Origin of the sequence: Dyadobacter sp. CY343, from assembly GCF_021390335.1 — a bacterium.
Lineage (GTDB): Bacteria > Bacteroidota > Bacteroidia > Cytophagales > Spirosomataceae > Dyadobacter.
In genome coordinates, this window is sequence record NZ_JAJUXK010000009.1 from 161,877 (window position 1) to 175,837 (window position 13,961).

Below are 13,961 nucleotides of genomic sequence, written 5' to 3' on the forward strand. Positions count from 1 at the left end.
AATGTATGAAATGGTTTGTTAAGCAAGATTCGATTGTGCGGGAGATATGGGGAAAGGCGGATACGATCCTTTTTATTTTCGCTGGCGCTTCGGCGGAATTCGCTGTAAACAAGGCGGTGGATTGGCTGTATTTTACCGGAAAGCTCCCTGCTGACCCGCTAGGCAGGTTATTCTCAACTGTTACTTATGCACGAAAGATCGTATTTGCTGAATATGATGAAGCATTGAAAGCGATTGACCAGATCACTGCCATTCACAAGGAGGTTGAAAACAAACGTGGCGCACAAATTCCCGACTGGGCATATCGTGACGTGCTGTTTATGCTGATCGACTATTCAATCCGCTCCTTCGAACTATTAGAAAGAAAGCTCACTGCCGCAGAACTGGCGGAGATTTTTCATGTTTTCAACCAGGTAGGACTTCGTATGGGAATTGCCGGCTTGCCGGATTCTTACGAAAAATGGAAGGTAATGCGGGAAGAGCACCTGCGCGACAATCTTATCAAAAGCAGCTACTCCATTGACCTGTATAAACAATACAAAAAGCACCTCGGTCTTGGAAGGTATTACCTCTTAAAGCAGGTACAGGCAGAAATCGCACCGGAGCGCGTCAACGAGCTGCTGGACTTGGGAAAGGGGCCGCTTATCAGTCTGATACTACCCGTTTACAAAGGAATGCGCAAAGTCAGGCTGCAAAATATGTTACGCAACCTGATCTTGCCGGAGCAATATAAGCCTCAGATCCTAAATTTGGACATCAGATAAGTGCAGTACCGCCGATTTGGGGTGTGATATCAGCCTGTTGCTCTAACCAGCTGCGTGATATAATCATTAATCGTCGTCTCACCTTTAACACGCTCGCCGGTTACTTCATACTTTTCATCCAAAGTAACTGCGGTCATGGCAGCCATAGATTTGCCTGCTTTTTGCGAAAATCCCATATTAGTCAGCGCAGAAACCCATTCCTCGCGAGGGATCACGATGGTTTCCATCTTTTTACCAAGTGCTTTGGAAAATGCATCCGCGACCTCGCCGGGCGAATACCAGGCAGGGCCTTCGATATGATACAAACCCGTTTTTTCAATAGGTTCTTTGAGTAGCTGTGCGGCAAACTGCCCCATGTTTCCCGGCGAAACCATCGGGAGTTTGAAGTCTGCCGGGTATAATGTGAAGATCTGGCCGTCTTTCTGAGCAGATTCAAGAAATCCATCCCAGTTGCTCATGTAATAGGCAGCACGGACTACGGTAGTAGGGATATTGATTTTCGCGAGCTCCTGCTCCATTTCGTACAACACACCCAGATCACCGATTCCGTCACCAGCCTGCGCACCATAAGTAGATAGCGCCACGATTTTCTCAATACCTGAACCTGCCAGCGCTGAAACGATGGATAGCATGCTTTTGCGTTCTTCTGCGACGGTGTCTGTATCGGGAAGTGCGGGTGGATTTAATAAAAAAAGCCGCTTGCCTCCCTGTAAAACCGCTCTAAGCGTATTCACATCGTGCACGTCGGCGATCGCTATCTGCACTCCTTTATCCTTCCAATGTTTCGATTTGCCCTCATCCCGCGTGACCACTGTTACATTTTCGCCTTCACCAAGCAGCGTTTCAGCCACCGCAGATCCGACATGTCCGGTTGCTCCAAGTACGATATGCATATTATGTTGAGTTTGATGAAGCAAAAAACCGCAACATTTTTATGCCAGGGAATAAGATTTGCGAAGGATAGTAGTACCTCAAAAATTTATGCCCGCAGTGACCTGGATAGTCCGGGTTTTTAGCTTTTCGATATAGGGGCCGTCGTAGAGTACAACATGGGATTCAGACGTACCAAAGCCTTCCTGAATGCGCACGGAAATGGGAACTGTGACTTTCCAAAGATCCACTTCCACACCAGCTCCGGCCGTCATCCCGACCAGATCCTTGCTGACTTGCTGTTGCAGATCTTCATTGATTACTATCCCACTGCATCCAATAACACCGCAACCGGAACCTGCCAAGCGTGTTTTAAGAGCAGTACGGAGCCGCAGCATGGGCCCGGCTTCCGCGAAAGGCCGGATCCAGCCCGAGCCAAAAGTGTATCGGGCCAGCAGCGGCAGATGGATCGCTTCCCACTTTGAGGTCGTTTCAAGATAAATTTGTGTATTGGCGCCCTCCGATGTGAAATGCCGGAAGGTATTATAACCGGGCTGGAAATGCAGCGAAAATCCCTCTGGTTGCTTAGAAAATGCATAACCAAGGTCGATGCCCGCGGTGATCCCAGAAATCTTGGTGAGCTTATTATGACTGAATACTTTTCCATAAAGCTGCGGCCCGGCATAGATTCCGGCACTAAACTTCTTGAATTTGGCAGCATCCTGCGCTACGCCGTAACCGGCAATGCATGCGAAGAATGAGCAGAGTAGAAGTAATTTTTTCATAGCATCAACAACGAATTAGGTTTGTTTTATCAGTATATAGTCTGAAAAGCGGAAAGTATATTGGCGCAAAGTCCCCCTGATTTTGTCCCGATTTCACCCGCAGGGTATTTATCAGGCTTTCTAGTTTTGTGTCACAAAAATTAAATAGTCACAATTTAAAACGCTATAAATCATGGCACAAATGGATTTGCATCCGTATTTAATGTTCGATGGCAATTGTCGCGAAGCATTTGAATTCTATCAAAATATTTTCGGCGGAGAAGTAAATTTTATGACCTACGGCGATCTCGACGGAAGTTGTCCTGCCGGGGTCCGCGACCAGATCATGCACGGAACCCTAATGGGCGGCTCCATCGAATTCATGGGCGGTGACGCACCGGAAGGTATGCCTTTGGGCGCCGGCAAAATCAACCTCTCATTAAGCGGCTTCGAAGAAGCAGCATTGCGCGAGAAATACGAGGCATTGAGCCAAGGCGGTACCATTGTAATCCCGCTGGACAGGCAAATCTGGGGCGACATATACGGTGCGTTTCAGGATAAATTCGGGATTGACTGGATGGTGGATATCCGAACTGCCTAATCCACTGCATGTGAGGCCCCACTACCGGGCCTCACATGATCAGATCTTCCTGCTAAAACTTAGCCCAACGCCCGTTTGACTGCGTCCCGCCGGGAAGCTGAAAACATTCCAGGAAGTTCTGCGCCTGACCATTTTTTGCTGCCACACAAGATTTCTTGCACTAAAAACCATGGACGCTGCCCCCAAACCGATATTGACGATTGACAGTGTTCGCTGGTCGGAGTAGTTGAAATCCGTTCCCCGGCTATTTTCCGGATGATACCCGACCGCACCGAGTACGATTTGACCAGCGCCTGTAATCAGCCCCACCACGGGTACTACCTTATTGGTACTGCCCGCAGCGATATTTATCTCATTCATAAAATTCACAGCAACATTTGTACCGATCAGAAGCCCGGAGCTGATCACATAACCTGATTTCATCCTGTACCGGTAATCCGAAGCGGGAACAGAAGGGCGCGGGATAATCGGACCATACGTCGGCTGGATCATCGCGCATTCTTCTTTGGTAAGTCCGCTGGCGGCGACCCAGCGATCGATCTCCTGATTCTTCAAATTCATCAACGCCTCATATTGGTAGTCCGCATTGATCGCCTCTGCCATTTCGCGGCCGGCAGTTTTTTCAATCAGATAACCTACTGCGCAAATATTTCCGTCCCTATCGATGAAACAAGGCTTCCTTTCGTTCGCGTGATCGTAGTTTTTCGGGTATTTCCCGGCAGCTGAATACGTTTGCAGCAGGTCCAGCAATTCCGTTCGCTTTTCTCTTAATTTTTTTGGTAAAAACGAAACGTCCCTGTTCCGCAGCAGCCGCTCTACATATTGAAGATGTGTTCTGATCCTGAGCGTATTATCCGTCGTCGCATCGGGTGCAAAGCCGAATGCCTCAATAAAACTGGTATCACCGATAATCGCGTTGACAGTGTTGCTGTTGCTCTCACGGTTACAGCCCGAAAACAGCACAAAAACCAGCAGCAAAAAGCAAAGTGAAAGGTGTTTCATACGGGAAGGAATTAGGTTGAGTTTGGAGTCAGGCAATTCATAATCAAGGAAAAGAAATAGGAGTGAAAGGTTGTAACCGGGTATCAATCTTCCCGCCCACTCTGTACGATGGAGTTCAGCAGCGTGAGATTTTTCATTGCTTCTCCCATCGTATTATTGAAATAGGCGAAAACGGTTTTTCCTGCGTCGAGCCAATCCTGAATATATTCCGCATATTCAATCAGCATATCATCTTCATATTGCCCTTTGTAATCACCATTCGGCCCGTGGAAACGCAGGTAAATGTAATCGGATTCAGATTCGAGCGTGCCGGGAGCGGAGCCCGGTTTGTCATGCCGCACAATCTCAAAGCCAAATCCATCGAGCATTTCGAAAGTTTCGTCCTGGTACCACGAGCTATGGCGAAATTCGAGCGCCACTTTCCAGGCTTTGTCAGGATCCGATTCTGATATGGTAGTAAGCAATCTTTCCAATTGCGGGCGCATAATTGCTTTCAAGGAAGGCGGGAACTGTACCAGCAGACAACCCTTTTTATCTCCGATCTGGCCGATAACATCCATGAACTTTTTCACGTACTCGGGATCGAACACCAGACCCTTATTGTGCGTGATCTCGCGCCAGAGTTTGAATGTAAATGTAAAATTTTCGGGAACCTGTGTCGCCCAGTTCCGCACAGTCGAGGCTAGCGGGACTTTGTAAAATGAGCTGTTGATCTCAATGCTATTGAACAGCGATCCATAGTAGGTAAGGCGGCTTTTGTCCTGAAATTCAGGGGGATAAAATTGCTTATTCGGAACTGGCAATACCAGCCCGCTGGTACCTGTGAAAAATTTTCCGGCTTGGGTTTTAATCATCGGTAATAGGCGAGTTTGATCGCCAGTCTGCCGTCTAAAATCATTCCAGGGTTATTATTCGCTGCGGAGGCTTTTCACAGGATCCAGCAAAGCCGCCCGGATCGCCTGATAACTGACAGTCAGCAGCGACACGAGGACCGCCAGAAAGCCGGCGAGCGCAAACGTCCACCATTGCATATTGATCCGGTAAGAGAAGTCGCTCAGCCACAGGCTCATTGCGTACCAGGCAGTCGGAATGGCGATGACAATCGAAATGCCGACCAGTATCATGAATTCACCCGAAAGCAACGCCGTAATGCTCATCACCGAGGCGCCGAGCACCTTTCGCACGCCGATTTCCTTTACGCGGTTTTCTGCCATGTAGGCAGCCAATCCGAAAAGTCCCAGGCAGGAAATGAAGATGGTAAGTCCGGCAAAAAGGCCCGTCAATGTGGCAATGCGGCGGGTATCCTCAAATTTGAGCGCAAAATCCGCATCTACAAAATGGTATTCAAAAGGATAGTCAGGATTATATCGCTTGAAAATCGCTTCCATACTTTTGAGCTGATCGGCCGGCGATTTGTCCGTTCCAAGTTTGACGTGAATCACATTGAAAGAACTCTGGGCCCCTTCGATCACCATTGGCCGCGCATGTTCGTAAGGAGAGCCGATCACAAAATCCTTGACCACACCGACTACGCGATACGACTTCTCCTCATCTTTCACGATCTGCCCGATCGGATCTTTGAAGCCCATTACTTTTGCGGCGGTTTCATTGAGTAGCATCGCCGAGGAGTCGGCGGGGAACTTGGTAAGGTCCATGTCGCGGCCCTGCAACAGTTGCAAGCCAGCTGTTTTTACCAGATTTTCGTCTTCGCTGAAACGGTCAAAATCAATTTTCTCAGCCTGATTTTTCCCGGCCCACTCAATACCCCAGGTATCCGTGTTCACATAGCTGAGCGGCGAGGCCGTTTTGGTCACAGAAGCTGCACCGGAGGCGATCAGTTCGCTTTTGATCTGGCGGTAATTCTTTTCCATATCGCCGGTGATCCAGTGGAAAACGACCTGTCCGCGGTCATAACCTGCGTCGCGTCGCTGTGCGTGCTTGATTTGCTGTACGACAATAAGTGTGGAAATGATCAGGACTATTGCAAAGCTGAATTGTACCACCACCAGCACCTTACGCGGACTTACTATTGCATTAGTTCTCTTAAATGTTCCTTTTAAAACCGCGATCGGCTTGAAAGAAGACAGGAAAAACGCGGGATAACTTCCTGCAACCATACCTGTAAACACAATGAATGCCAGGATCGAGAGCCAGAAATAGGGATTTGAATAGGGTAAAGCGAGATTTTTACCTATTAATAAATTGAATGCAGGAAGCGCCGCAACCACAAGTATTAAAGCCAGTGTACCGGCGATCAGCGATATCATAATCGATTCTCCCATAAACTGCGCCACCAGCAAGCCTTTATTTGCGCCGGCCGTCTTCCGTATCCCGACTTCCTTCGCCCGCTTTTCGCTCCGCGCCGTACTGAGGTTCATGAAATTGATGCAGGCGATCAATAGGATAAATGCAGCGATAATACCAAAGAGCCGCACAATCGCTATTCGGCCGCCGGATATTTTTCCATCTTCAAAATTGGAATAAAGGTGCCACTTACTGATCGGGTGGAGGAAAATTTCGCTGTCTTCGGTCTTGTTGGAATGCCTGATCGTCACATCCCTGATCTTTTCGGCGAAGCGCGCCGGGTCAGTTCCCGGTTTTAGTTCAATATAGGTTTTGACCGTATTATTTCCCCAGTGTTCGTCGTCCTGTCCTGTCTTTTTCATGTATTGCCAGGGCAGCAGGTATTCGAAGGTAAATCCAGTATTGGTGGGTAAGTCCTGCATGATTCCGGTTACCGTAAAATTATCCTTGTCAATCGTCAGCGTCTTCCCCAGCGCATCTTCGGTATCAAACATTTTAATCGCCATTTTCCGGGTAATCACGATAGAGCTGATATTGCTCAGCGCGGTTTTCGGATCGCCTTGAAGAAGTTTGAAGTCAAACATTTCCAGGAATGCAGCGTCCGTTGTCATCGCCTCGGTAGAAATTTTCCTGTCACCCACCCGCGTCACGTACCAGCGGGAATAATTGCGGGATATATTGGCCACTTCGGGATATTCCTCCTTTAATGTAGGGCCGAGAATTTTCGGCGTACCATTCCAGCAGAGCATTTCTCCGTCAACAATACTCCTGTTCCAGGCTGCAAAAAGGCGGTCGCCTTTGCTATGAAACCGGTCGTAGCTGAATTCATTGTACATCCAGAGCAGGATCAGCAGTGCGCTGGCCATGCCAACAGACAGCCCCAATATATTGATCGATGAAAATCCTTTGTTTCGCAGCAGGTTGCGAAAGGCGATTTTGAGATAATTATTGAACATATTTTCTCAGTTGGTTGGCTGGATGATGGATCGAAGAAAAATGCAAAAAAACCTGCCACCGCTTGAACTCGCTAAAAATGAGGTGTTTACTAATTCTCGTATCTTATGAAATGTTCAATACCGAACAGATTTGTTCACCAGGGGACGAAGGCTGATGTCGCTGGCGGCTACATTGGCACGACATTTTCATTACTATCCTTGTCCGGCATATAGTCGGGCGCATTTGAATAAATTACCCGTCACAAACTGGGATAGTGGACTTCGAAGTCACATTAAATCAATTTAAAACATGAAAAAATTACTATTTGTTGCTGTACTGCTCGTATCTGTCCAGTCAGCGTTTGCCCAATCATTCAGCATCGGTCCGAAAGCAGGTTTGAACATCAGTAACTATACCGGTGGAAATATAGAATCGGATGCGCTTGTAGGTTATCACCTTGGTGGTATAATCAATTACGGTTTTGGAAAAGTATTCTCGATCCAGCCGGAAGTTCTTTTCTCCACGCAGGGTGCAAAAGTTGATAACAACGGAGCAAGGTCAGATTTCAAGATCAGCTATGTGAATGTGCCGGTTATGTTGAAATTCAAAACCAATGGCGGATTCTACGTAGAGTTCGGGCCGCAGGCTGGTTTCAGGACTTCGAGCGATGTGCCTGATCAGACGATCAACAACTTCGCCAAGAACCTTGACTTGTCGGCTGCGGCGGGTATCGGTTACCAATCTCCGATCGGACTTGGACTGGGCGTAAGATATATTGCCGGTCTTTCCAAAGTAGGAAATTTCTCCGGCCAGAATATCGATCCTGATTTCAAAAACAGTGTGATCCAGGCCAGCATTTTCTGGGCGATCCCGCTGGTGAAGTAAGTAGGTCAGTTTTTTTGTAATAAAATACCAAAGGAGGTTGGGCGGACGCTCAGCCTCCTTTTTTGCATTATGGAATGATTATTGATATAAATTAAGAAAAGCACACTCAAATGTTCTCCAATCAGAATGATTAACCACGATCAGCGCAAATCCAGCGCTAAGAACACTGACACCTCATTAAGCCGGAGGCGATTTTTTCGCCAAACTGGGGCGGCTATTATTACAACCACATTGCTGACTTCCTGCGAAGGATTGATCGACGAAATTTTCCCGAAAAAGAACAATCCGGAAGGAACGGGAGAGGACAAGCCAAAACTCGACCAGACGCTCGCATTCTTTGGTGACAGTCTCACCATAGGCGCAGGCGCAAATGTGCCTTACGGTACACTAGTAGGCGTCGGGCTGCCCGGGAGGCGGATTGTAAGCGACGGGATCGGCGGCCAGATTGCGAAATCTATTGCGATAAGGCAGGGCGGCGAACCTTTAACCGTCACCGTGGAAGGAGGGAAGTTCAATGGAACCGAGCCGCTTAAAGTGAAAAAACTCAGTAACGAGTTTTTATCCACGCCCATCAATTTCCTGACGTATAGCCGGACAGGTACATTGGCCGGCGTAAAATGCACGATCACCCGCGAGGCAAACGAAGCAAAAGGCGAAATTTACACCATCAAACCTGACGGCGAAAGTATTGCCGAGATTCCCGACGATTCCAAATTTGTACTCGACGATCCCGCGGAGCTTCGCACAGCGACCCAGATCCTGTGGTACGGACGGAACAATATTGGTCTGCCCAATGCAAAAGAAGATATCGTGACGGCGCTCAATAGTTCGGTTTCCTATCTCGAAGAACCAAAGAGATTTTTAGTATTAGGCGTTTTGCTGGCTGTTCCCGAGAAAAAAGGCACGGATCGTTACAATGAAGTGACGGAAATCAACAGCAGGTTATCTTCTGAATTCGGGAAATCATTTGTACCTATGGAGCCGCCGACAGAAGAAGAAATGGCGGTTATCAATTATTCGCCTAGCCCGGAAGATCTGTCTGATATAGCAAATGGCATTTTCCCGAGAGGTATGAGACCAGACAATGCGGATGAAATTCACATCAATAACAAAGGCTACGAAATCGTCGCGAATCGGGTTATTGCTAAATTGAAAGAGCTGGAATACTAACATTCCGAATTTTTAGTGGAATACAAAAAAGCCAGACGAGATCAACTCGTCTGGCTTTTTTGCAGGAATGCTATCTTAGTTCAGTTTCCAGCTTGGTCTTTCAAAGTGGCATGTATAGCCGCCAGGGTGTTTTTGCAAATAATCCTGATGCTCTACTTCTGCATCCCAGAAATCACCGGCAGGCACCACTTCCGTCACGATCTTGCCCGGCCACACGCCAGAAGCTTCCATTTCGGTGATCAGTGCATTTGCGGTATCGCGCTGGTTTTCGTCCAGATAAAAAATAGCGGAACGGTAGGAGGTCCCGATATCGTTTCCCTGCCGGTTCCTGGTGGTAGGATCGTGGATCTGGAAAAAGTATTCCAAAAGTCCGCGGTAAGTTAGTTTGGAAGGATCGAATTCAATGGCGATCCCTTCTGCGTGCGTGCCGTGATTGCGGTAGGTTGCATTGGGCACATCGCCGCCCGTATACCCCACTACCGTTGAAATTACCCCCGGATAGTGTCTGAACAATTCTTCCACGCCCCAGAAGCAACCACCTGCCAGAATTGCTTTTTCAGTATTCATACAATCTGATTTTAATGTAAAGGAGCGACGTTACAATTTCGGTGCCCCTGAAATAACACCGCGACCAACCGATTCTGTTCAATTTCTGCATTTATAAAGAACAAAATTTGAACCGACCGCGCATTTGACTACATTCAAAAAAAGCGACGTATACCGCCAAGGCATACTATTTGCCTCGGCTTGATCAAAAATTAGCGTAATGAGATTCATTAAATTCCTTTTTCTTTTCATCCTATCCTCCGGATTTCTCTCTGCGCAGGACAGAAAAACCCCGACCGATTCCAGCGCCCTGATCCCCGATACCCTGTTGTTCAGGCTGGAAAAATACCAGGCTGCAATTACAGATATGAATGCGGCAAACAAGAAAGCTTACGACGGCGCGAAGATCCGGCAGGAACTTACCAAAGCACAGGCGAATGTAGCTCAGATCGACTCGGCGATGCAGCTGAATAAGACCGTTCCCGATAATAAAAGTTTGCTCAACTACCGGCTGATGCTGACCGATGCACAGCTGAAAACAGGGAACTGGCGCAAGGAACTGTCCAAATATAACCTGGAATTGCAGCGTATGTCGGAGAAGGTGATCCAGTTCAGCCGCGATTCCCTGCTCGCTACCAACAATACCGATTCGACCCAGAGAAAACTGTACACCGGGCAAATAGCAGATCTCAGGACCCGGCTGCAAAGCACCGGAAAAGTAACGGTAGCCAATCTCGATACGGTCAGCAAGCTCCTGGCAGACGTTTCTGCATTGTATTTCAAAACCATCGACCTGCGAACGATCGTCGATGAATATATCCGCGAGTCGGGTAAAAGTGTGTTGAGCAAAGAATACCGGTATCTCTGGAAAGCGCCGCGCACGAGCGATTCGGACAATATTGGTACGCTAATCAAAACCTCTTACCTCGGCCAGGACAGGATATTGCGTTACTTTCTCAACTCCACCTGGGATAACCGGATATTTCTGCTGATACTTTGCGGCATTTTTTTCTGGTGGGTTTACATCAACTTCCGGCTCGCTTCCAATGCCAAACTTTCGAGGGAGATCGGGCAGCTGAATCTGAGTTATCTTACCCGCATTCCCATTTTGCCCACGCTGGTGGTATTATTCAATTTAACCCCATTCTTTGAGCCCGATTCGCCTTCCATTTACATTGAGCTCAACCAATTTTTACTCCTGATCACACTTACGATATTCCTCCGGAAAAGGCTGCCAAAAGACCAGCTGCGCGTCTGGTTTGCGATCATGGGGTTATATGCCCTCGTGATTTTTACCAATGCATTTGTCAACGATACCTTTTTGCTGCGTTCCCTGCTGATCATTCTCAATGGATTGTCGATCTATTTCGGGATCTGGTTTTACGGGAAATTGAAAGAGGCCCGGCTTCATAAAAAATTCATCAAGCCGGTCACGATCATTTATGTGATCCTGAATATCTCGGCGGTATTGCTCAATGTTTTTGGAAGAATAAGTCTGGCTAAGTCTTTCAATCTCACCGCGATCAGTGGGCTGGTGCAGGTACTGAGTCTGGCAGTTTTTGTTGAAATAGTAATAGAAGCGATGGAGCTGCAGATCAAAGTCAGCTCGTGCTCGGGCGGGCTTTTTGCACGGATCAATGTAGCCAGCAGCCGGGCCAAGTTCAGGACCATACTTACCTTCGTTTCGGTATTGCTCTGGATCATGGTTTTCGCGATCAATCTCAATATCATCGACCCGATCACAGACTTGCTGCAACAGATCCTCGCCAAGCCGCGCACGCTGGGTAATATCACATTCACGCTCGGCAATATTGTGTTCTTCGCCGTGATCGTGTACCTGGCCAACCTGCTTCAAAAGAATATCGGCTTACTGTTTGGGGAGTCTGACAATACATTCGGGAGTAATTACGTCGAGAAAAATTCAAAACTGGCGCTGATCCGGCTGGTGATCATCGTGATCGGATTTCTGTTCGCGATCACCGCTTCCGGAGTTCCGCTGGATAAGATCACCGTATTGATCGGTGCATTAGGGGTAGGTATCGGGCTGGGTTTGCAGAATATCATCAACAATTTTGTCTCCGGTATTATCCTGATTTTTGAAAAACCCTTCGATATCGGAGACTACATTGAACTGGCCGATAAAAAGGGAAAAGTGCTGGATATCGGGATCAGGTCGAGTAAAATGCTCACTTCGCAAGGTTCCCGCGTGATTATTCCGAATGGGGATTTACTGTCTGGCAGGTTAGTGAATTACAGCCAGAAAAATGCGCAGCTGAAAGCCGAGATTACATTTAAAGTGAATGTGGAATCAGACCTGGATCTGGTAAAGAAGCTCGTCAGCGAAACGGTTGATAAGGGAGAGGATATTGTAAAAAATGCGCCGCAACAGATCCTGTTCAATAGTATCGGGGCAGATAATGTGGAACTGAAAATCCTCGTGTGGCTGAACAGCGTTTACGCCGAAGCAGCATTCAAGAGCTACGTGCTGGAGACGCTTTACAGGAAGTTCAGGGAAAATAATATCAAAGTAATGTAGCAGCGATGCTGGTGCGGTTTTTATAGCGCGTATCGGCAGCTTTTAATCTTAAATATTTGATAAAATGCCCGCGCCGAAAATTAATACGCGGGTCACATTTGTAATCTAATTTTAGAAACCAAAAGAACCAGGACTCTAAATGAGCGCCAGATTCTGTCCGACACGCTAAGCTTATGGAATGGTATGAAGATGAAGTATTAAGGGTCGAGAAAGAAGCCGAAAACTTGCCCTATCAGCCAGAAACTATATTTTATGGTAGTTCAAGTATTAATTTGTGGAATACATTGTACGAAGATTTCGCGGACGTAAAGCCGATTAACCTCGGTTTTGGAGGCTCTACGCTGGCCGCCTGTACCTGGTTTTTCGACCGTATTATGAAACAGATCCAAGCTGCAAAGACCGTGATTATTTACGCGGGTGACAACGATCTGGGCGACGGACGTAATCCGGTGGAAGTGTGCCTGTACTACCGGCAGCTGATCGGGCAGGTGCGGCAGCGGTTTGGCGACATACCCTGCTATTATATCAGTATCAAACCAAGCCTGCAACGCTGGGAGATCATTTCTCAGATACGGGCAGCCAACAGGCTCATTCTGGACGTGATCGACACGGACCCGAACCAGCATTACATTGACATTTTTCCCGCTATGCTCGACGGGCAGGACACCCCGGTCCGCACATTGTTTGAACAGGACGGGCTGCACATGACGCCGGAGGGGTACGAGATCTGGACAGAAAGGATTAGAAATGCGCTCAACCTCCCCAAACTTTCATAACCGATGATTACCTCAGCACCTTCCCTGTCCCAGCGCGAATACCAGAAATGGTATAGCCCAGCTCTGAAAAGAGATATGGAAATGTTGGTTTTTGGAAAGAAAGGAATGCCGGTTCTCTTTTTCCCAACCCGGTCCGCCCGTTTTTACGATATGGAAAACTGGAAGATCATTGACGCGATGAGCGGAAAGATCGCGGCGGGGCAGGTACAGGTATTTTGTGTTGACAGTATTGATAAGGAGAGTTTTTATTCTGATATCCCGCCGCAAGAGCGTATTCTCAGGCATCTGGAGTTTGAGCAATATATCCTCGAAGAAGTGGTCCCATTTATCAGAAAGCGAAATAAAAAAGGAAAACTAGCCGTAACCGGTTGCAGCCTGGGCGCATTCCACGCCGTGAATATCGGACTCAAACATCCGACCGTTTTCAGTAAGATCGTAGGTATGAGCGGCCGGTATGATCTCACCAAATCACTCCCATTCTTCGACGACCTTTTCGACGGGTACTTTGATGAAAATGTTTATTTCAACATGCCTAACCGCTTCGTTCCGGGTATAACTGACGAAGTGCTGCTCAACCAGCTGAGGCAGCTGGATATCACGATCGTGATAGGGCGGGACGATCCGTTTCTGCCCGACAACGAGCAATTAAGTGCTTCACTGAATGCAATAGGGGTACCCCACCATTTTTATATCTGGAACGAAGAAGCCCACCGGCCGCGCTACTGGCGTCAGATGGTGAAGCTTTACTTGTAGTTAGGGTTCCTTGCTAATCTAAAACAGACTGCACCTCCGCTGCTATTATTAATT

Annotated in this window: 13 protein-coding genes; 7 read left to right on the top strand and 6 right to left on the bottom strand. The window is 47.7% G+C overall.

Going from position 1 to position 13,961, the window contains the following annotated elements:
• Positions 1–5: 5 nt before the first annotated feature.
• A complete protein-coding gene (locus LZG94_RS24530; protein ID WP_233794301.1) occupies positions 6–764 on the top strand; it encodes an oxygenase MpaB family protein in 759 nt (252 codons plus the stop codon).
• Between the two features lie 29 nt (positions 765–793).
• Here LZG94_RS24530 and LZG94_RS24535 read toward each other — a convergent pair whose 3' ends face one another.
• Complete coding sequence (locus tag LZG94_RS24535; RefSeq protein ID WP_233794302.1) at positions 794–1,657, bottom strand: NmrA family NAD(P)-binding protein; 864 nt, start codon at positions 1,655–1,657, stop codon at positions 794–796.
• Between the two features lie 78 nt (positions 1,658–1,735).
• On the bottom strand, positions 1,736–2,419 hold the full coding sequence (locus LZG94_RS24540; RefSeq protein ID WP_233794303.1) for an outer membrane beta-barrel protein: 684 nt from the start codon (positions 2,417–2,419) through the stop codon (positions 1,736–1,738).
• A gap of 172 nt (positions 2,420–2,591) precedes the next feature.
• On the opposite strand from LZG94_RS24540, the gene LZG94_RS24545 reads away from it, so the two are divergent.
• Positions 2,592–2,999 carry a VOC family protein gene (locus LZG94_RS24545; protein WP_233794304.1) on the top strand — a complete coding sequence of 136 codons (408 nt, stop codon included), beginning with the start codon at positions 2,592–2,594 and terminating at the stop codon, positions 2,997–2,999.
• A gap of 39 nt (positions 3,000–3,038) precedes the next feature.
• Here LZG94_RS24545 and LZG94_RS24550 read toward each other — a convergent pair whose 3' ends face one another.
• The 3 genes from LZG94_RS24550 to LZG94_RS24560 all read right to left on the bottom strand — a co-directional run bounded on the left by LZG94_RS24550 (position 3,039) and on the right by LZG94_RS24560 (position 7,261).
• Positions 3,039–4,001, bottom strand: a complete 963-nt coding sequence (locus LZG94_RS24550) for a hypothetical protein (RefSeq protein ID WP_233794305.1) — start codon at positions 3,999–4,001, stop codon at positions 3,039–3,041.
• A gap of 83 nt (positions 4,002–4,084) precedes the next feature.
• A complete protein-coding gene (locus tag LZG94_RS24555) occupies positions 4,085–4,855 on the bottom strand; it encodes a DUF72 domain-containing protein (RefSeq protein ID WP_233794306.1) in 771 nt (256 codons plus the stop codon).
• A gap of 54 nt (positions 4,856–4,909) precedes the next feature.
• Entirely contained in the window at positions 4,910–7,261 is a 2,352-nt protein-coding gene (locus LZG94_RS24560; RefSeq protein WP_233794307.1) for an ABC transporter permease, read from the bottom strand.
• Positions 7,262–7,550: 289 nt separating this feature from the next.
• Here LZG94_RS24560 and LZG94_RS24565 point away from each other — a divergent pair, with 289 nt between their 5' ends.
• Positions 7,551–8,126, top strand: a complete 576-nt coding sequence (locus LZG94_RS24565) for a porin family protein (protein ID WP_215231992.1) — start codon at positions 7,551–7,553, stop codon at positions 8,124–8,126.
• Between the two features lie 126 nt (positions 8,127–8,252).
• Complete coding sequence (locus LZG94_RS24570; RefSeq protein WP_233794308.1) at positions 8,253–9,296, top strand: SGNH/GDSL hydrolase family protein; 1,044 nt, start codon at positions 8,253–8,255, stop codon at positions 9,294–9,296.
• A gap of 75 nt (positions 9,297–9,371) precedes the next feature.
• Here LZG94_RS24570 and msrA read toward each other — a convergent pair whose 3' ends face one another.
• Complete coding sequence (gene msrA / locus LZG94_RS24575; RefSeq protein ID WP_233794309.1) at positions 9,372–9,863, bottom strand: peptide-methionine (S)-S-oxide reductase MsrA; 492 nt, start codon at positions 9,861–9,863, stop codon at positions 9,372–9,374.
• Between the two features lie 199 nt (positions 9,864–10,062).
• Here msrA and LZG94_RS24580 point away from each other — a divergent pair, with 199 nt between their 5' ends.
• From LZG94_RS24580 to LZG94_RS24590, 3 genes are all read left to right on the top strand, one after another.
• A complete protein-coding gene (locus LZG94_RS24580) occupies positions 10,063–12,378 on the top strand; it encodes a mechanosensitive ion channel family protein (protein ID WP_233794310.1) in 2,316 nt (771 codons plus the stop codon).
• 173 nt (positions 12,379–12,551) lie between these two features.
• Positions 12,552–13,154 carry a GDSL-type esterase/lipase family protein gene (locus LZG94_RS24585; protein WP_233794311.1) on the top strand — a complete coding sequence of 201 codons (603 nt, stop codon included), beginning with the start codon at positions 12,552–12,554 and terminating at the stop codon, positions 13,152–13,154.
• A 3-nt stretch (positions 13,155–13,157) separates the two neighbouring features.
• Positions 13,158–13,907, top strand: a complete 750-nt coding sequence (locus tag LZG94_RS24590) for an esterase family protein (protein WP_233794312.1) — start codon at positions 13,158–13,160, stop codon at positions 13,905–13,907.
• Positions 13,908–13,961: the final 54 nt, after the last annotated feature.